The sequence below is a fragment of the Serratia liquefaciens ATCC 27592 genome (assembly GCF_000422085.1).
Classification (GTDB): domain Bacteria; phylum Pseudomonadota; class Gammaproteobacteria; order Enterobacterales; family Enterobacteriaceae; genus Serratia; species Serratia liquefaciens.
On sequence record NC_021741.1, the window covers coordinates 4,283,712 to 4,301,708 of the forward strand.

Annotated in this window: 17 protein-coding genes and 1 other RNA gene; 13 read left to right on the plus strand and 5 right to left on the minus strand. The window is 57.3% G+C overall.

All coding sequences use genetic code 11. The features are described 5' to 3' along the window. Positions 1-315 precede the first annotated feature (315 nt). The 3 genes from zapA (at position 316) to M495_RS20050 (ending at position 1,506) form a co-directional block, all read left to right on the plus strand. Positions 316-645, plus strand: coding sequence for a cell division protein ZapA (zapA, locus tag M495_RS20045; RefSeq protein WP_012146623.1), 330 nt, complete (start codon positions 316-318; stop codon positions 643-645). 41 nt (positions 646-686) lie between these two features. Next, positions 687-869, plus strand: a non-coding RNA gene (ssrS, locus tag M495_RS25170) — 6S RNA. Between the two features lie 28 nt (positions 870-897). Continuing rightward, positions 898-1,506, plus strand: coding sequence for a 5-formyltetrahydrofolate cyclo-ligase (locus tag M495_RS20050; RefSeq protein ID WP_020828500.1), 609 nt, complete (start codon positions 898-900; stop codon positions 1,504-1,506). A 46-nt stretch (positions 1,507-1,552) separates the two neighbouring features. On the opposite strand, the gene serA is transcribed toward M495_RS20050, so the two are convergent. Together serA and rpiA are read right to left on the minus strand one after the other, a co-directional pair. Next, a complete protein-coding gene (gene serA, locus M495_RS20055; RefSeq protein WP_020828501.1) occupies positions 1,553-2,791 on the minus strand; it encodes a phosphoglycerate dehydrogenase in 1,239 nt (412 codons plus the stop codon). 324 nt (positions 2,792-3,115) lie between these two features. Continuing rightward, the gene (rpiA, locus tag M495_RS20060) at positions 3,116-3,772 is read right to left on the minus strand and encodes a ribose-5-phosphate isomerase RpiA (protein WP_020828502.1); all 657 of its coding nucleotides are present in this window, start codon (positions 3,770-3,772) and stop codon (positions 3,116-3,118) included. Between the two features lie 202 nt (positions 3,773-3,974). Between rpiA and M495_RS20065 the strand changes: the two genes are divergently transcribed. Beyond that, positions 3,975-4,868: a LysR family transcriptional regulator ArgP gene (locus tag M495_RS20065; protein ID WP_020828503.1), complete on the plus strand. Its 894-nt coding sequence runs from the start codon at positions 3,975-3,977 to the stop codon at positions 4,866-4,868. 439 nt (positions 4,869-5,307) lie between these two features. Here the strand turns inward: M495_RS20065 and M495_RS20070 are convergent, their stop codons facing one another. From M495_RS20070 to M495_RS20080, 3 genes are all read right to left on the minus strand, one after another. Then, positions 5,308-6,039 carry an oxidative stress defense protein gene (locus M495_RS20070; protein WP_071846575.1) on the minus strand — a complete coding sequence of 244 codons (732 nt, stop codon included), beginning with the start codon at positions 6,037-6,039 and terminating at the stop codon, positions 5,308-5,310. A gap of 122 nt (positions 6,040-6,161) precedes the next feature. Then, a complete protein-coding gene (gene argO / locus M495_RS20075; RefSeq protein WP_020828505.1) occupies positions 6,162-6,779 on the minus strand; it encodes an arginine exporter ArgO in 618 nt (205 codons plus the stop codon). A gap of 122 nt (positions 6,780-6,901) precedes the next feature. After that, positions 6,902-7,720, minus strand: a complete 819-nt coding sequence (locus tag M495_RS20080; RefSeq protein WP_020828506.1) for an IclR family transcriptional regulator — start codon at positions 7,718-7,720, stop codon at positions 6,902-6,904. A 362-nt stretch (positions 7,721-8,082) separates the two neighbouring features. On the opposite strand from M495_RS20080, the gene M495_RS20085 reads away from it, so the two are divergent. The 9 genes from M495_RS20085 to ulaD all read left to right on the plus strand — a co-directional run bounded on the left by M495_RS20085 (position 8,083) and on the right by ulaD (position 17,997). Next, complete coding sequence (locus tag M495_RS20085; RefSeq protein WP_020828507.1) at positions 8,083-9,636, plus strand: sugar ABC transporter ATP-binding protein; 1,554 nt, start codon at positions 8,083-8,085, stop codon at positions 9,634-9,636. Next, a complete protein-coding gene (locus tag M495_RS20090; RefSeq protein WP_020828508.1) occupies positions 9,629-10,711 on the plus strand; it encodes an ABC transporter permease in 1,083 nt (360 codons plus the stop codon). Before M495_RS20085 ends, M495_RS20090 begins: the two co-directional genes overlap by 8 nt. Before the next feature lie 15 nt (positions 10,712-10,726). Continuing rightward, positions 10,727-11,827, plus strand: a complete 1,101-nt coding sequence (locus M495_RS20095) for an ABC transporter substrate-binding protein (RefSeq protein ID WP_020828509.1) — start codon at positions 10,727-10,729, stop codon at positions 11,825-11,827. Between the two features lie 12 nt (positions 11,828-11,839). Beyond that, positions 11,840-12,700, plus strand: a complete 861-nt coding sequence (locus M495_RS20100; RefSeq protein WP_020828510.1) for an SMP-30/gluconolactonase/LRE family protein — start codon at positions 11,840-11,842, stop codon at positions 12,698-12,700. A 255-nt stretch (positions 12,701-12,955) separates the two neighbouring features. Beyond that, the gene (yiaK, locus tag M495_RS20105; RefSeq protein WP_020828511.1) at positions 12,956-13,954 is read left to right on the plus strand and encodes a 3-dehydro-L-gulonate 2-dehydrogenase; all 999 of its coding nucleotides are present in this window, start codon (positions 12,956-12,958) and stop codon (positions 13,952-13,954) included. A gap of 13 nt (positions 13,955-13,967) precedes the next feature. Continuing rightward, the gene (locus M495_RS20110; protein ID WP_020828512.1) at positions 13,968-14,438 is read left to right on the plus strand and encodes a YhcH/YjgK/YiaL family protein; all 471 of its coding nucleotides are present in this window, start codon (positions 13,968-13,970) and stop codon (positions 14,436-14,438) included. Between the two features lie 119 nt (positions 14,439-14,557). Further along, positions 14,558-15,853 (plus strand): MFS transporter, encoded by a 1,296-nt coding sequence (locus M495_RS20115; protein WP_041414931.1) that lies wholly within the window; start codon positions 14,558-14,560, stop codon positions 15,851-15,853. Beyond that, on the plus strand, positions 15,853-17,331 hold the full coding sequence (locus M495_RS20120; protein ID WP_020828514.1) for an FGGY-family carbohydrate kinase: 1,479 nt from the start codon (positions 15,853-15,855) through the stop codon (positions 17,329-17,331). The genes M495_RS20115 and M495_RS20120 overlap by 1 nt, the downstream gene beginning before the upstream one ends. A 9-nt stretch (positions 17,332-17,340) precedes the next feature. Next, positions 17,341-17,997, plus strand: coding sequence for a 3-keto-L-gulonate-6-phosphate decarboxylase UlaD (gene ulaD / locus M495_RS20125; RefSeq protein WP_020828515.1), 657 nt, complete (start codon positions 17,341-17,343; stop codon positions 17,995-17,997).

Sequence of the window (17,997 nt, forward strand, 5' to 3'; positions counted from 1 at the left end):
TCGTCATCGTTGGCAGGATAAGTTCGTGTTATGCTACCACCAAGGTCCGTCGCTGTACCAGATAAGCGCGACACCTCAGTGGCTAGTTATAATCGTGATGTGTCAGAACTCACACGCTGCCGGCAGGGGACGAAATGACGCTAAATACGCATTTTGAAACCCTTTTTTGACTGGTAATGTCTGACGCAGTAGATTACAACCAGGTACTGAAAAAGGGGTTGTATCTTGGTACCGAGGTATATATAGTGGCGCCCGCTTTGGTAGGCCCGGTCAGGGCAAGCTGGGGCTGGCGCGAAATTTAGGCAGGAAGGTGGCATGTCTGCACAACCGGTAGATATTCAAATTTTTGGTCGCTCTTTAAGAGTCAATTGCCCGCCAGAACAACAAGATGCGTTGAACATGGCCGCGGTCGATCTTAACGAACGGTTGCAAGATCTTAAAGTTCGCACTAGAGTCACAAATACTGAGCAGCTCGTTTTCATCGCAGCATTGAACGTTTGTCATGAACTTGCTCAAGAACGGTTGAAAACCCGTGATTATGCGTCCAATATGGAACAACGCATTCGCATGCTGCAACAGACCATTGAACAGGCTTTGCTTGAACAGGGTCGCATCTCTGAACGTCAGGATGCACAATTCGAATAACTTAAGTTGCTGAAACCTCAGGTTTTGGCAATGAGTAAAAAATTTCTCTGAGATGTTCGCCAGCGGGCCAGTCCCCTGAGCCGATATTTAGTACCAACAGAATGTGATGATCCGCGATCGGTGTGCATGCTCGGCCCGCCGAGAAGCCTTAAGATTGCGACAGCACGTTCACCTTGAACCATGGGTTCAAGGGTTACAGCCTGCGACGGCATCTCGGAGATTCCCCCTTCCTCAGCGGTATGTGTGCTGACTATGTCTTTTCAAGCCCAGTATGCCCAGCAGCGGCAAAATATCCGAAATCAAATCCGTCAGCGTAGACGCGCTCTAACGCCTGAACAACAACAACAATCCTCCCTGCAGATAGCTGAACGCATCGCTGCACATCCACGCATCCTGGCAGCGCAGAATATCGCGGTATTTTTGTCGTTCGACGGTGAGCTAAATACCCGCCCGTTGATTGAACGGCTGTGGCAGTTGAGCAAGCAGGTTTATCTGCCCGTGTTGCACCCGTTCAGCAAGGGTAATCTGTTATTCCTGCATTACACCCCTGAAACGCCGCTGGTGCACAACCGCTTCAATATTCTCGAGCCCGAGCTCGACGTGCGCCACGTGCTGCCATTGGGCTCGCTCGACGTGGTACTGACGCCGTTGGTGGCCTTTGACAGCGCGGGCCAGCGCCTGGGGATGGGGGGTGGCTTCTACGATCGTACGCTGCAAAACTGGCAACACCGTGGCCCTTATCCGATAGGCCTGGCCCATGATTGCCAGCAGGTCGAACAGGTGCCAGTGGAACACTGGGATATTCCGCTGCCGGAGATTGTGACCCCCGCGCAGAATTGGGTTTGGCAGATCGTTAAATAGCAAAAGGCCGGATAAATCCGGCCTTTATTCGTTACAGCACGTTCAATCAGAACAGCAAGCGAGCACGGATAGTGCCGTCAATCGCCTTCATACGTTGCAACGCCGCATCGGCACGCTCGGTTTCCGCTTCAATGTCGATAACCACATAGCCGATTTCCGCACCGGTTTGCAGGTACTGCGCGGCGATGTTCACCCCTTCTTCAGCGAAGATTTGGTTAATCTGCGTCAGTACACCCGGACGGTTTTCATGGATGTGCAGCAGGCGGCTGGCGTTAGGCCCATGCGCCGGCAGGGACACTTCCGGGAAGTTTACCGCCGACAGGGTTGAGCCGTTGTCGGAATATTTCGCCAGCTTGCCGGCCACTTCGTCACCGATATTCTCCTGCGCTTCCTGAGTGGAGCCGCCAATGTGCGGGGTCAGGATCACGTTATCGAATTCACAAAGCGGTGAGTTGAACGGCTCGCTGTTGGTCGCAGGCTCTTCCGGGAAGACGTCGATCGCCGCGCCGGCCAAGTGCTTGCTGGCCAATACCTTACACAGTTCCGGAATATCCACCACGGTGCCGCGCGAAGCGTTGATCAGAATCGAGCCCGGCTTCATCAGTGCCAGCTCTTCTGCACCCATCATGTTTTTGGTTGATGGGGTTTCCGGCACGTGCAGCGTCACCACGTCGCTCATATTGAGCAAGTCTGACAGGTGGCGCACCTGCTGAGCATTGCCCAACGGCAGCTTGTTCTCGATATCGTAGAAGAACACTTTCATGCCCAGGCCTTCGGCCAGGATGCCCAGTTGGGTACCGATATGGCCGTAGCCGATAATCCCCAACTTCTTGCCGCGCGCTTCAAACGAGCCCACGGCCAATTTTTGCCATTCGCCGCGGTGCGCTTTGGCGTTGGCGGATGGAATGCCGCGCAGCATCAGCAGCAGTTCGCCCAGCACCATTTCGGCCACGGATCGGGTATTAGAGAAAGGTGCGTTAAACACCGGAACGCCGCGTTTGGTCGCCGCCTTCAGATCAACCTGGTTAGTGCCGATGCAGAAACACCCTACCGCCACCAGCTTTTCTGCAGCGGCGAAGACTTCTTCGGTCAGATGCGTACGCGATCGGATGCCGACGAAGTGAGCATCGCGGATGGATGCCTTAAGCGCTTCGGTGTCTAACGCACCTTTGTGATATTCAATGTTGGTATATCCGGCTGCCAGCAGATTATCTACCGTGCTCTGATGAACCCCTTCCACCAACAGGAATTTAATCCTGTCTTTCTCCAATGATACTTTTGCCATTTACCCGACCCTATGTTCAGACTTCAGAAGCGGCTGTTGTTAACAGCACGCATCCAACATAACAAAAATAACGCGGGCGGCAATACAAACGATTGCCCGCCCGTCAGTACAAGGCTCAGCGATGTTGGCGGTTTGTGGCAGAAAATGCCATAGGGAAAGAAATAGACAGAAGCTTTGTGGAGCTAACGCTGACAATGTGACATATGTCACCAAATTTGGCGCTTTAAAGAAAAGATATTTTAGCCAGTGAATTATGCGGTCCGCTGGGATCCAAGATCGTATTCCAGAGGGGCGCCATGGCGACGCCCCTGCTAACACATGCGGTTATTCGACGACTTTCACACCTTCAGGCGTGCCGACCAGCGCCACATCGGCGCCGCGGTTGGCGAACAAACCGACGGTCACCACGCCGGCGATACCGTTGATTTTGTTTTCCAGCGCGATGGCGTCGACGATGCTCAGGTTGTGCACATCGAGAATCACGTTGCCGTTATCGGTCAGCACATTCTGACGATATTCCGGCAAGCCACCCAGCTTCACCAGTTCACGCGCCACATAGGAACGCGCCATCGGGATCACTTCGACCGGCAGCGGGAACTTGCCCAGCACGTCGACCTGCTTGCTGGCATCGACGATGCAGATAAATTTGCGCGCGATGGCGGCAATGATTTTTTCGCGAGTCAGCGCGGCACCGCCGCCTTTGATCATCTGCATCTGGCGGTTGATTTCATCTGCACCATCAACGTAAATATCCAGAGAATCCACTTCGTTGCTGTCGAACACGTGGATGCCGAGGCTTTTCAGCTTGGCGGTGGAGGCGTCGGAGCTGGACACCGCCCCTTCGATCTGATGCTTGATCGAGCCAAGCGCGTCAATAAAGTGGGCGGCGGTAGAGCCGGTACCTACCCCAACGATGGTGCCAGGGGTTACGTAATCCAGCGCGGCCCAGCCAACCGCTTTTTTCAGTTCATCCTGCGTCATAATATGTCCATTGCCTCTGTACGAAAACGTGTGCGTATTATAGGGTAAATCGCTATTTTTCACTCAGGCAGGATCACACTTCTTCACCCTAAGCCGCATTTTTAGGCGCGTCGCGGTAAAGTCGCGCGGTGATTTTCCACCTGTAAAACACCCCAGATGTGGCATAGTGCCTGTATCTATTACTGTAAGGGATATCTTTCCGATGAAACGCCCAGACTATCGAACGCTGCAAGCGCTGGACGCGGTGATCCGTGAGCGCGGCTTTGAGCGCGCCGCGCAAAAGCTTTGTATCACCCAATCGGCAGTATCCCAGCGCATTAAGCAGTTGGAAAACCTGTTCGGCCAACCGCTGCTGGTCCGCACCGTACCGCCGCGCCCGACCGAGCAGGGCCAAAAATTGCTGGCGCTGCTGCACCAGGTCGAGTTACTGGAAGAAGAGTGGTTGGGCAACGACACCGGTATCGACACGCCGTTGCTGCTGTCGCTGGCGGTCAACGCCGACAGCCTGGCCACCTGGCTGCTGCCGGCGTTAAAACCGGTGCTGACGGACTCCCCCATCCGCCTGAACCTCCAGGTGGAAGACGAAACCCGTACTCAGGAACGTCTGCGGCGCGGTGAAGTGGTCGGCGCGGTGAGTATCCAACCGCAGCCGCTGCCGAGCTGCCTGGTAGACCGGTTGGGTGCGCTGGACTATCTGTTTGTCGCCTCGAAGGGTTTTGCCGAGCGCTACTTCCCGAACGGCGTCACGCGTTCTGCGCTGCTAAAAGCGCCGGCGGTGGCGTTCGACCATCTCGATGACATGCACCAGGCTTTCCTGCAGCAGAACTTTGATCTGTCGCCGGGCAGCGTTCCCTGTCATATCGTGAACTCATCGGAAGCCTTCGTGCAGTTGGCTCGTCAGGGCACCACCTGCTGTATGATCCCGCATCTGCAGATTGAGAAAGAGTTGGAGTCGGGCGAGCTTATCGACCTGACACCGGGCCTGTTCCAGCGCCGCATGCTGTTCTGGCACCGCTTCGCGCCGGAAAGCCGCATGATGCGTAAAGTGACCGATGCCCTGCTGGAGCACGGTCGTCAGGTTCTGCGTCAGGATTAAAAGGTAAAAAGGTTCGCCGCAGCGAACCTCAGATTACTAACAAAGCTGTTTTAAGTCCGAGATTCCCCGGATTTAGCGTACCGAGGGGCTATTACGGGATGCATCCCTGTATTCTCCCCTCCGGGCCGACTGGAAGTCATTCCAATTTGCTCCCGGCAAATTGGTCAACGGCCAAGGTCGTAACGACCACGTCAGCACGCTCTCGCTAATAACAGGTTTTATCAGCAGTTTGAAAAACCTGACTTATACCCTAAATAATCGGAGTTGCATCACAACAAAACCAAGGGTTTTGTTGAACAGCGCTTGCGCTGGCCCCAACGGGGCGAGGCTTTGCCGAGTAACGCGGCCAGGGCGGGAGCCCCCAGGAGCTTACTCAAGTAAGTGACTGGGGTGACCGCCTGCAGCCAACACAGATGCAACTTCAAGTATGACGGGTATGTTACTGCGCCGTGTTGCTCTGCAGCTCGAAGACTACATCGACCTGATCGTCAAAGTGAATGCTCTGCTGTTCGTAGGTTTGCGCCACGTCGCTTTCCGCAGCGGCTCCCGCCGCTTTGTACATGCGCGCTACCGGCATCGGCTGGTAGTTGGCGACGTGATAACGAATGCTGTAAACCGGCCCCAGTTTCGCGTTAAAGCCTTTCGCCAGTGAAGCCGCCTGCTGCGTAGCGTTCTCGATGGCTTTCTGACGCGCCTGTTCGCGGTAAACATCTGGTTTGGCAACGCCCAACTCAACGGCGCGGATCTCGTTCAGGCCAGACTTCAACGCGCCGTCCAGCAGCTCGTTCAACTTATCCAACTGACGCAGAGTTACCTGCACCTGACGAACTGCACGGTAGCCTTTCAGCACCGACTCACCGGTTTTCAGGTAATCGTATTCCGGCTGGGTGCGCAGATTTGCGGCGCTGATGTCTTTCTTCTCGATATTGTTTTTCTGCAGGAAATCAAAATATTGCGCTACGCGCTCATCGACCTGCTTCTTCGCCTGTGCCGCGTCTTTAGAAGAAACGCTGACCTCGATCGCCAGGGTGGCGATATCTGGAGTGGCGTCAACGCTTGAAGTGCCAGAGGTCACCACGTGCGGCCCTTCCGGCACTTCAGCCGCTTGCAACGCCAGCGGTAACGTCCCTAATCCAATCATTGCGGCCATAGCCAATGCTTTAAGCTTCACAGAGTCTCCTTGATGACAGGCTGTAACTGATTACCGGCCTTTCTCGACTGAAAACGGCCGGTTCCTTGGCATCAAACGTAGCATATCGCACGGGCTTTTGAATTCGGATTAGTGACAAATTCTTATAAACTTGCGCCCTGCCAGGCCAATTGCAATGCGATGCCCCACATCACCACGCCGACCAGCGTATTGATGACGCGCTGTGCCATTTGGGTCTTCAACCAGGGTGCCAGCCAGGAAGCCAACAGCGCCAGCGCGAAGAACCAAAGAATCGAGGCGCTTACCGCCCCCAGCGCAAACCAGGAACGAACGTCCGGCGCCAACTGACCGCCCAGGCTGCCCAACACCACAAAAGTATCGAGATAAACGTGCGGATTAAGCCAGGTTACCGCCAGCATAGTCACCACCAGCCGCCAGCGACTCTGCTTCAGTTCCTCGGCCGTTGCCAGCGCCAATTGGCGGCTGAACGCGGTGCGAAACGCCCCCCAGCCGTACCACAACAGAAAGGCAACCCCGCCCCAGGTGACCAACGCCAGCAGCAACGGCGAACGACTCAACAACGCGCTCCCGCCGAAAATCCCCCCGCAAATCAACACAACATCGCTCAATGCGCACAGTGAGGCGACCATCAGATGATACTGACGGCGGATGCCCTGGTTCATGACAAAAACATTTTGCGGGCCCAGCGGCAAGATCATCGCGGCGCTCAGGGCAAAGCCCTGCAGAAAGACAGCTAGCATGGTATTCCTCACAGAAAGAGTGCGCCGGTCAGCGGCGCGTGTCGGTCAACACGCGCATCATAGGAGGAAAAAATTATTAGGTGAAATTGATATTTCTAATCAACTATCAGCAATGCTAATAATCAGGCGGGAATGACAAAACCCAGCTCCTGAGAAATGCGCTGTGCGGTTGCCAGCACTGGCTTAATCAGGGCTTTAACGCCGATTTGCTGCAGTTTGGCGGTCGGCAACGATACCGATACCGCGTAGGGCACCCGCTGTTGAATATCAAACACCGGCGCCGCTACGCAGGACACGCCCAGCTCATTTTCTTCGCGATCCATCGCCATGCCCTGTTTGCGAATGTCGGCCAATTCCTCATACATCTTCGGTAATTCGGTAATGGTATTGCGCGTCAGCGTCTGGATCTCATGCTGATGTGTCTGCCAGTAGTGTTCCGGATAATCACTGTTGCCGTAGGCCATAAATATCTTGCCCATCGCCGAGCAGTACAGCGGCATATGCTGACCGATATAGGCACGAGTGCGCATCATGCCGGTGGTGGGCTCCAGCTTGTAGATCAAAATAACGTGGTCGTCTTCACGGCTGGAGAAGTTTACCGTCTCCCCCACCTCAAGATTGAGCTGCTCCAGATGTGGTGCGGCAACGTGGATAATATTCAGCGAAGAAAGCGCTTTCTGGCCGACCGAAATGAACTTGGTGGTCAGGCGATAGCTGCCGGGCGACGGCGCCTGTGTCACATATCCGCTGGTATGCAACCCTTGCAGCAGGCGATGGACGGTGCTTTTGTTCATGCCGGCCAACTCAGACAGGTGCGCCAGTGGGCAGCCGTTAGGGAAGTTGCTCAGGATCTCAATCAGTTGCAATCCGCGGAACAGGCTTTGACTGCCCAGGGGTTTGTCTTTCTTGTCATCTTTCTCTTCGACAGCTTTCAAGCTCATTGCGCAATTTCTCCAGTGTCGAACCGCCGGCCAACGCCACGGCGTGGCAAACGGCCCCTTTGCCGGGAATGTTACCCCAAGGCCCGCATCAGGTGAAGACGGAACGCCGTTTCATTGTCAGCAGCAGGTTAAAAATGCGCAACATTCTGCTAACCCCTGAAGTGAGTTGTACGTCACAATTCCGCAAAGACATAAATAACCAATTGATTTAAAACAATAATTAAAACACCTCCGGCTTTGCTTTAGATTGGCGTTCGGCATATTATTTTTGAAATTGAATTTCGCATATTGAAATTTAACGGACATATAAACACCAGAAAGCATAAATCCGATTGCGTATTTCACTACCAGGGGCGCATCACATGACACCAGATAATGCGGAACAACCCATTCTAACCCTCAGCCATATCGTTAAGCGCTTTGGCGGCAACGTCGCGGTAAACGACGTCAGTCTGCAGGTGATGCCGGGTGAAGTCCTGGCCCTGCTGGGCGAAAATGGCGCCGGCAAATCGACGCTGATCAAAGTGCTGGCCGGGGTGTATCCACGCGACGGCGGCGACATTCAGTTCCAGGGCACCAGCATAGCCTCCGCCGCGGCGATAAAAAGTGACAGTCGCCAGCCTATTGCCTTTATTCATCAGGATCTCGGGCTGATCGAATGGATGACGGTAGCGGAGAACATGGCGCTGGTGATGGGATTCCCACGCCGCTTCGGCCTGATCGACTGGCGAGCCATTCGCCGCCGCGCCGCTCAGGCGCTGCAGGATGTCGGCATCGCGCTGGATCCCGACGCCAGGGTGTTCGAACTGTCGCGCACCGAGAAATCGCTGCTGGCGATCGCCCGGGCGGTGGCCGTTAACGCCGAACTGCTGGTGTTGGATGAGCCGACCGCCTCGCTGCCCGCCAACGATGTGCGTCATCTGTTTGCCGTCATTAACCGGCTGCGCGACAAAAAGGTCGGCATGATTTACGTCACCCATCGGCTGGACGAAGTGATCGAGATTGCCGACCGGGTATGCGTCATGCGCGACGGCCGCTATGTGGCGGGCGGCAATACCGCCGACTATTCGCTGCGGGATCTGGTGCAGATGATCGTCGGTGAGGCAATGGCAGAAGATCAGCGCGAGCCCCTGCCGGAAAATCAGCCGCCGGTATTGCAGCTCAATCACGTGGTGGTGGGCGATATCGGCCCGGTCAGCTTTAACCTGCAGCCCGGTGAAATGCTGGCGCTGGCCGGCCTGCGCGGCGCTGGCCAAGAAGAGATTGGCCGCCTGCTGTTCGGCCTGCGTCATGCCGATGAAGGTGAAATCCGCTTTCGCGACCAACCCTATAGCGCCAGTAGCCCACAACAGGCCATGGCCTGCGGCGTTTCGCTGGTGGCGGGTGACCGTACCGGCGAAAGCCTGGTGATGTCGATGAGCGTGCGTGAAAACCTGTTTATCAACCCTTGTGCCAGTGGCCACAAGCTGCTTTCCCGCTACAGCCGCCGGGCTGAAATCGGCGCCAGTTGGTGGAAAGTACAGCTGTTCGACGTGCGGCCCAAGGACGTCAATATCGATATCAGCACCCTGTCCGGCGGGAACCAGCAAAAGGTGGTGATGGCGCGCTGGATGCACCTCGGTGCCCCATTGCTGATCCTGGAAGATCCCACCGCCGGTGTAGACGTAGGGGCCCGGGCGGAAATCTACCATCTGTTAAATAAATCCCTGGCTGACGGCATCGCGGTGTTGGTGATCTCCAATGACTTTGAAGAGATCGCCCATATCTGCAACCGCGCACTGGTATTCAACCGGGGAAAAGTGGTCGGCGAGCTGAAAAATCAGCAGGTGTCATTCGCCAATTTATTGGAACTGGCCTCCGCCAGCTCCGGGGAACCCCTCGCGACAACGTTAGAATCTGAGGTAGGCCATGTCTAAAACATCTGTTAAATCAACGGCACTGGAGCAAAGAGTCAGCCTGTCGCAGGACGGTGCCGGCCCCTGGCTGATGCAGGTTCTCACCCGCTACGGCCTGCTGCTGCTGTGCGTTGCGCTGGTGGTGCTATTTTCGCTAATCGCACCGTCTTTCGCGTCCATGCTGACGCTGCAGGCAATCCTCTCCAGCAAAGCCAAGATTGCGCTGCTGGCACTGGCGGCGACCATCCCGATGATCGTCGGCAAAATTGACCTTAACGTCGGTTTCGGCATCGTGCTGTGGCATATCCTGGCCATCACCCTGCAGGTGGAATACGGCTTTTCGTGGCAGATGGCGGTACTGACGGTGCTGGCCCTTTCCGCTCTGTACGGCCTGCTGAACGGCATTCTGGTGGCACTGGCGGACATCGACAGCTTCGTCGCCACGCTCGGATCCGGCACCGTGCTGTATGCCATTGCGCTGTGGCACTCCGGCGGGAGGCAGATCGTCGGCGATCTGCCGGATGCTTTCGTCGCCCTGCACCATACCGAGATCGGCGGGATCCCGATCGTCGCATTCTACGTGCTGATCGTCGCCGTGGTGCTGTGGTTAATCACCGAACATACCCCGCTTGGCCGCTGCATGTACGCCGTGGGCGGCAATCCGGCGGCGGCACGGCTGAACGGCATCTCGATCAATCGCTTCACCATTGGCGCCTTTATCGCCTCCAGCGTGCTGACCGGCTTCAGTGGCGTACTGATCGCCGCCGAACAGGGCGTTGGTCAGGCCAGCGTCGGCATGGACTACCTGCTGCCGGCGCTGGTCGGCGCCTTCCTCGGCAGCACCACCATTCGCCCGGGCCGGGTTAACGTCTGGGGCACCGTGGTTGGCATTGCCATTCTGGCTATCGGCATCGCCGGTATCCAACAGTTCGGCGGTGAATTCTGGGTCGAGCCACTGTTCAACGGTGCGACGCTGTTGCTGTCGATCACCCTGGCGGGCTATGCCCAACGCCGCCGGTTACTCAATCAAAAAGCGGTACAACGCAGCCCAGCCGCTACGGCTGATAAAAATAACCAAAAAGCGATCAATCCTTAACCAGGAGTGCACCGAATGAAACGTCTTTGGATATTACCGACTACCCTGCTGCTGGCCAGCGCTGCTTCATCCGCCTGGGCCGACGCCTATCTGGATCAGGCCACGGCCGCGGTCGCCAAGGCGACTGCCAGCGTGACTCAGTGGGACGGCCCCACCAGCGGGCCACAGCTGCAAGCCAACAAGAAAATCATCTTTATCGCTTCGGACATGAAAAACGGCGGTGTACAAGGGGTGCAGGAAGGGCTGAGCGAAGCGGCGAAAGCCGCGGGCTGGAAGCTGGAAACCCTCGACGGCGGTGGATCGGTGAAAGATCAGCTGGCCTCGCTCAATCAGGCGATTGCCCAAAAGCCGGACGGCATAGTGATCGGCGGCTGGAACCCTAACGTCGCCAAGATCCCGCTGAAAAAGGCCATTCAACAAGGCATAGTGCTGACGGCCTGGCACGCGGTGCCAGAGCCGGGGCCAATCGCCAAGTACAACGTGTTCTATAACGTCACCTCTGACTCTAACGAAGTGGCGCGCATTGCCGCCCAATATGCCGTGGTGCAGTCCGGCGGCAAAGCCAGCGTGCTGATCTTCACCGATTCGCTGTACCAAATCGCGCTGGACAAGGCCAACGTGATGAAAGAGGAGATCGGCAAATGCAGCGGCTGCAAGGTGGTTGAGTTTATCGATACCCCACTGGCGGACACCGTCAACCGCATGCCCGCCATGACCTTCAGCCTGCTGCAGAAATACGGCGATCAATTCCAGTATGCACTGGCGATTAACGATTTGTATTTTGACTTTATGGCACCGGCACTGAAAACCGCCGGTAAGGGCGGTACCCATGCGCCATACAGCATTTCCGCCGGCGACGGCTCGATTTCGGCCTATCAGCGCATTCGTTCCGGCGGCAGCCAGTCGGCGACGGTGCCGGAGCCGCTTAAACTGCACGGCTGGCAACTGCTGGATGAGTTCAACCGCGCCTTCGCCAAACAGCCACCTTCCGGCTACGTGACCCCGGCGCACCTGGTGACCCGCGACAACATCACCGCCGACGGCGGCGCCAGTAACCTGTATGACCCGCAAAATGATTATCAGGGCCATTACAAAGCCATTTGGGGCGTGAAGTAAGCGGAGGTCAGCATGAACGAACTGATGGCGGGCCCGCCGCTCGAACGCCTGTGCTCACCGGCCATTTGGGCCGAGGGGCCGGTGTGGCTGCCCGCGCAAAATGCGGTGGTGTTCAGCGATGTGAAAGGCAATCGCATGTTCCGCTGGTCGCGACAGGGGGAACTGAGCCTGTGGCGCTCCCCGTCGCATTATGCCAACGGCAACGCACGGGATGCCGAAGGCCGCGTGGTCAGCTGCGAGCACGGACGACGCGGCATCAGCCGAACCGAAAACAACGGTGAGGTGCAAATGCTGGTCGATCGCGTTGACGGCAAGCGTTTCAACTCACCCAACGATCTGGCGGTACGTTCCGACGGCACCCTTTGGTTTACCGATCCGCCCTACGGCATTATCGGTGACGAAGAAGGTTACAAGTCGGAAAGCCAGATCGTTGGCTGTTACCTTTACTGCTTCGATCCCCGTGACGGTTCGCTGAACATCGCGGCCAGCGATCTCCAGCGCCCTAACGGCCTGGCGTTCTCGCCGGATGAGTCTCTGTTGTACGTGGCGGATATGTCGATCGTCGATTTCCCAACCCTGGGCCGCAGAGAGCTGCGGGTATATCAGGTTAACGGACGTGAACTGAACGCCGGACGCCGTTTTGCCACCGTGGCCCCCGGCTTCCCGGACGGTTTTTGTGTCGATGCGTTTGGAAACATTTTTTGCAGCTGTGCCGACGGCATACTGATCTTCGACAGTCAGGGAACACAGCTCGGTAAGATCGAAGTGCCGGAGCGGGTTTCCAACTGCACGTTTGGCGGACCAGACGGCAATGAGTTGTACATCACCGCCACCACTTCGCTGTACCGCAAGATACTGAATACGCGAGGGTAATTAGTCATAAAGGCCAAAGCAGAGCGGGCAGTTACCGCTCTGCTTTGCCACGCCTAAAACACCGCAACGACCAAAAACGTGTCTGCGATCACAAAACCACCAAGTTAATTTAACCACTTGTTTTATATAAATAACTTTCTCTTCCCTCGCTTTGACTTCACCTGGCCGCAGGTATAGCATTTATTTGAAATGCAATTTCGCATATTGAAATTCAAAGAACATAAAACAAACAAAATGCCGTAGCGGAGAACCAGCATGAGAGTGAGTTACACCGATCTGAAACAGGAATTCAAACGCGTGCTGCTGTCGCGGGGCGTGGCGGAAGCCACCGCCGATGACTGTGCGGGCATGTTCGCCGACACCTCTGCCAACGGCGTTTACTCCCACGGCGTTAACCGTTTCCCACGCTTTATTCAGCAGTTGGACGCCGGCGATATCGTGCCGGACGCCGAACCCAGCAAGCTGTTGTCACTCGGAGCCATTGAACAATGGGACGCGCATCAGGGTATCGGCAATCTCACGGCGCGCCGGATGATGGATCGCGCCATGCAGTTGGCCGACAGCCACGGCATAGGTCTGGTGGCCCTGCGCAATGCCAACCACTGGATGCGCGGCGGTGGTTTCGGTTGGCAGGCGGCGGAGAAAGGTTATATCGGTATCTGCTGGACCAACTCGATTGCCGTTATGCCACCCTGGGGCGCCAAGGAGTGCCGCATCGGCACCAACCCGCTGATCGTCGCGGTGCCGGGCAACCCCATCACCATGGTGGATATGTCGATGTCGATGTTCTCCTATGGTGCTTTGGAGCTAAATCGGCTGGCGGGCAAAACGCTGCCGGTGGACGGCGGTTTCGACAACGACGGTCAATTGACGCGCGATCCTGCCGCCATTGAAGAGAACCGCCGCATTTTGCCGATGGGCTACTGGAAAGGATCCGCGCTGTCGATCGTGCTCGATATGATTGCCACCCTGCTGTCTGGCGGATCCTCAGTGGCGGAAGTGACCGAAGACAACCGCGAAGAGTATGGCGTGTCGCAGGTCTTCATCGCCATTGAGATCGAACGCTTGATCGACGGCGCCACCCGCGATGCCAAACTGCAGCGCATCATGGACTACATTACCAGCGCAGAACGCGACAACCCGGAGATAGCCATTCGCCTGCCGGGCCATAAATTCCCACGTATTCACGCGGAAAACATGCGTGACGGCATTCCCGTGGATGAGCGCGTCTGGGCGCGCATTCAGGCGCTTTAACAGGAGAGTCACCATGATATTCGGCCATATTGCCCATACTTCGCCGGAGCAGTACCCAGCGCCGGTGGCCAAAGCCATCGCCTATCTGCAAAGCACCGATTTCAGCGCCCTGCCCGCCGGTCGGTATCAGGATCCTGCCACCGGCTACGTGGTACAGGTGCTGGATCTGCAGACCCACCAGCCGAGCGATCTGCGACCGGAGGTACACCGGGAAAACGTCGACGTGCAGTTTCTGGTCAGCGGCACCGAATTGATCGGTGTGGCGGCAGATCGCGGTAATAACCCGATCCACCAGGATTTGCTGGCGCAGCGCGACATTCTTTTTTATCAGGACGTCGCCGATGAATCCTGGTTAACCCTGCGGCCCGGAAATTTTGCGGTATTTTTCCCGCAGGATGTGCATCGCCCGGCCTGTATTAACCAACAACCCGGCGATATTCGCAAAGTGGTGGTGAAAATACCGCTGGCATTATTTAGCGCTTAATTAGCAGCAAACGAAAACCTGCAAAAAACACCGGTCCTCAGGCCGGTGCGGGCGCCCTTGTGCCCAACGCAAACCAAAACAATAAAGCCCGACCCTACAAAATAGCGAAAGGTGTATAGATGAATACAGCCTCTGTTTCCGTTAGCCGCAGCCAGGTCATTCCCAAATTACGCTGGTTGAGAATAGTGCCGCCTATTCTTATTACCTGCATCATCTCCTACATGGACCGGGTGAATATTGCCTTCGCCATGCCCGGCGGCATGGACGATGAACTCGGCATCACCGCTTCCATGGCCGGCCTGGCCGGCGGCATCTTCTTTATCGGCTATCTGTTTTTGCAAGTGCCGGGTGGCAAGCTGGCGGTGTACGGCAACGGCAAGAAATTCATCGGCTGGTCACTGCTGGCCTGGGCGGTGATCTCGGTACTGACCGGGCTGGTCAGCAATCAATATCAGCTGTTATTCCTGCGTTTCGCACTGGGCGTCTCCGAGGGCGGCATGCTGCCGGTGGTGCTGACCATGATCAGCAACTGGTTCCCGGACAAGGAGCGCGGGCGCGCCAACGCCATCGTGATTATGTTCGTGCCCATTGCCGGTATTCTCACCGCGCCGCTGTCCGGCTGGATCATCACCGCCTGGGACTGGCGCATGCTGTTCCTGGTGGAAGGCGCGCTGTCGCTGGTGGTGATGGTGCTGTGGTATTTCACCATCAGCAACCGCCCGCAGGAAGCCAAGTGGATTTCACAGGCTGAAAAAGACTACCTGATCAAAACGTTGCATGACGAACAGCTGCTGATCAAAGGCAAGACGGTGCGTAACGCCTCGCTGCGCCGGGTGCTGCGCGACAAGATCATGTGGCAGTTGATCATGGTGAACTTCTTCTATCAAACCGGGATCTACGGCTACACCCTGTGGCTGCCGACCATCCTCAAGGGGCTGACCAACGGCAACATGGAGCAGGTCGGCATGCTGGCCATCCTGCCCTATATCGGCGCCATCTTCGGCATGCTGATCATCTCCACCCTGTCCGATCGTACCGGTAAACGCAAAGTATTCGTCGCATTGCCGCTGGCCTGCTTCGCCATCTGTATGGCGCTGTCAGTGCTGTTAAAAGATCACATCTGGTGGTCTTACGCAGCGCTGGTCGGCTGCGGCGTCTTTATCCAGGCCGCCGCCGGGGTGTTTTGGACCATTCCTCCCAAACTGTTTAACGCCGAAGTGGCCGGCGGGGCACGCGGGGTGATCAACGCACTGGGCAACCTGGGCGGCTTCTGCGGCCCGTACATGGTCGGCGTCTTGATCAGCCTGTTCAGCAAGGATGTCGGCGTTTACAGCCTGGCTGTATCGCTGGCCATCGCTTCGGTACTGGCACTGATGTTGCCGAATAAATGCGACCAGAAAGCGGGGGCCGAATAATGGAATATTGGTTGGGGTTGGACTGCGGCGGCACCTTTATCAAGGCCGGACTGTATGACCGCCGAGGTAGCGAGCTGGATATTGCCCGCCGCAATCTTGAGATTATCGCGCCACAGCCCGGCTGGGCGGAGCGGGATATGCACGCGCTGTGGAGCACCGCCGCCGAGGTGATCCGGGAAGTCTTGGCCCGCAACGAGATTGCCGCCGGCGATATTCAGGCAATCGGCATCTCGGCACAGGGCAAGGGCGCGTTTTTATTGGATAAACGCGGCCTGCCACTGGGCAACGCCATGCTGTCTTCCGATCAGCGCGCATTGACACTGGTGCAGGAGTGGCAAAAACAGGGCGTGCCGCAGGCGCTCTACCCGCAGACCCGACAAACGCTGTGGACCGGCCATCCGGTGTCATTGCTGCGCTGGGTCAGGCAACACCAGCCGGAACGCTATCGCCAAATTGGCAGCGTTTTGATGGCGCACGATTATCTGCGCCACTGCCTGACCGGCGAGCTGGCCTGCGAAGAGACCAATATCTCCGAATCCAATCTTTATCAGATGGCCGACGGCCGCTATGACCCGGCGCTGGCGCAGTTGCTGGGGATTGGCGACATCATGCCCGCGCTGCCACCGATCGTCGGTTCCGCTGAAATCACCGGTCGCGTCAACGCTACCGCTGCCGCGGCCACCGGGCTGCTGCCGGGAACGCCGGTGGTTGGCGGGCTGTTTGACGTGGTGTCTACCGCCCTGTGCGCCGGGCTGCAGGACGAAACCCGACTCAATGCGGTGATGGGTACCTGGTCGGTCACCAGCGGCATCACCGACCGCATTACCGCAGGGTTCGATCATCCCTTTGTTTATGGTCGTCATGCCGAAGCCGGCAAATACATCGTGCATGAAGCCAGCCCCACCTCCGCCGCCAACCTGGAGTGGTTCTGCCGACAATGGGACCTGCAAGACTACGCCCAACTCAATGACTGGGTAGCGGCGTTGCCCAAGGCCGACAGCAGCCTGCTGTTCGCGCCCTTCCTGTATGGCTCCAACGCCGGGCTGGGCCTGAGCGCCAGCTTCTACGGCCTGCAGGCTTTCCACCAGCGCGAGCACCTGGTACAGGCGATTTACGAGGGCGTGGTGTTCTGCCATATGACCCATCTCAACCGCATGCGGCAACGTTTCCCTGAGGCCACCGCGCTGCGCGTCACCGGTGGCCCAGCCAAGTCAGTGCCCTGGATGCAGATGTTTGCCGACGTCAGCGGCCTGCCGGTCGAACTGCCGCAGGTGGAAGAAACCGGCTGCCTGGGCGCCGCGATGGCGGCGATGGTCGGCAGCGGCGCATTCAGCGACTTCACCGCTGCCCAACGCGAGCTGGCGCCACGTATTGAGCGGGTGTTGCCGGATGCTTCAGCAAGCGCGGCCTACGGCAAAAAACACCAACGTTATCAGGCGCTGATTGCCGCGCTGCAAACGCTGCAATCCGCACAGTAAGGAGGCTTTATGAGCAATAAACCGCGCCTGCAGCTGGCGCTCGATCACACCCGGTTAGATGCCGCTCTGCAGACGGCAGAACGCCTGCGGCCCCACGTCGACATCATCGAGGCCGGCACCATCTTATGCATCAGCGCAGGTATTCAGGCGGTGAGCGCACTGCGCGAGCGCTGCCCGCAACATACGCTGGTGGCCGACCTGAAAGTGGCCGATGCCGGTGGCACGTTGGCGCAACAGGCCTTCGGCCACGGAGCCAACTGGATGACCGTCATTTGCGCCGCCCCGTTGGCCACCATGGCCAGTGCGCTGGAAGTGGCGCAACGACACCAGGGCGAGATTCAGATTGAGCTGTTCGGCCGTTGGACGTTGGAGGATGCCCAACAGTGGCGCGACCTCGGTATCCGCCAGGCGATATACCACCGTGGCCGCGACGCGCAGGCCAGCGGGCAAACCTGGAGCCATCAAGATTTGGATCTGATGAAGGCCTTGTCTGATCTGGGCATTGAATTGTCGGTGACCGGCGGAATCACGCCGACCGATTTGCCGCTGTTTAAAGACATCGCCGTGACCGCTTTTATCGTCGGCAGAGCGCTGGCGGAGGCTGCCGATCCGCTGGCCGCTGCCGGTCAGTTCCGCTCGGCCATTGATGACATCTGGAGAAGTTGA

Coding starts and splice junctions, on each gene's coding strand:
- zapA (WP_012146623.1), top strand. CDS start 316: ATGTCTGCACAACCGGTAGATATTCAAATTTTTGGTCGCTCTTTAAGA.
- M495_RS20050 (WP_020828500.1), top strand. CDS start 898: ATGTCTTTTCAAGCCCAGTATGCCCAGCAGCGGCAAAATATCCGAAAT.
- serA (WP_020828501.1), bottom strand. CDS start 2,791: ATGGCAAAAGTATCATTGGAGAAAGACAGGATTAAATTCCTGTTGGTG.
- rpiA (WP_020828502.1), bottom strand. CDS start 3,772: ATGACGCAGGATGAACTGAAAAAAGCGGTTGGCTGGGCCGCGCTGGAT.
- M495_RS20065 (WP_020828503.1), top strand. CDS start 3,975: ATGAAACGCCCAGACTATCGAACGCTGCAAGCGCTGGACGCGGTGATC.
- argO (WP_020828505.1), bottom strand. CDS start 6,779: ATGCTAGCTGTCTTTCTGCAGGGCTTTGCCCTGAGCGCCGCGATGATC.
- M495_RS20080 (WP_020828506.1), bottom strand. CDS start 7,720: ATGAGCTTGAAAGCTGTCGAAGAGAAAGATGACAAGAAAGACAAACCC.
- M495_RS20085 (WP_020828507.1), top strand. CDS start 8,083: ATGACACCAGATAATGCGGAACAACCCATTCTAACCCTCAGCCATATC.
- M495_RS20090 (WP_020828508.1), top strand. CDS start 9,629: ATGTCTAAAACATCTGTTAAATCAACGGCACTGGAGCAAAGAGTCAGC.
- M495_RS20095 (WP_020828509.1), top strand. CDS start 10,727: ATGAAACGTCTTTGGATATTACCGACTACCCTGCTGCTGGCCAGCGCT.
- M495_RS20100 (WP_020828510.1), top strand. CDS start 11,840: ATGAACGAACTGATGGCGGGCCCGCCGCTCGAACGCCTGTGCTCACCG.
- yiaK (WP_020828511.1), top strand. CDS start 12,956: ATGAGAGTGAGTTACACCGATCTGAAACAGGAATTCAAACGCGTGCTG.
- M495_RS20110 (WP_020828512.1), top strand. CDS start 13,968: ATGATATTCGGCCATATTGCCCATACTTCGCCGGAGCAGTACCCAGCG.
- M495_RS20115 (WP_041414931.1), top strand. CDS start 14,558: ATGAATACAGCCTCTGTTTCCGTTAGCCGCAGCCAGGTCATTCCCAAA.
- M495_RS20120 (WP_020828514.1), top strand. CDS start 15,853: ATGGAATATTGGTTGGGGTTGGACTGCGGCGGCACCTTTATCAAGGCC.
- ulaD (WP_020828515.1), top strand. CDS start 17,341: ATGAGCAATAAACCGCGCCTGCAGCTGGCGCTCGATCACACCCGGTTA.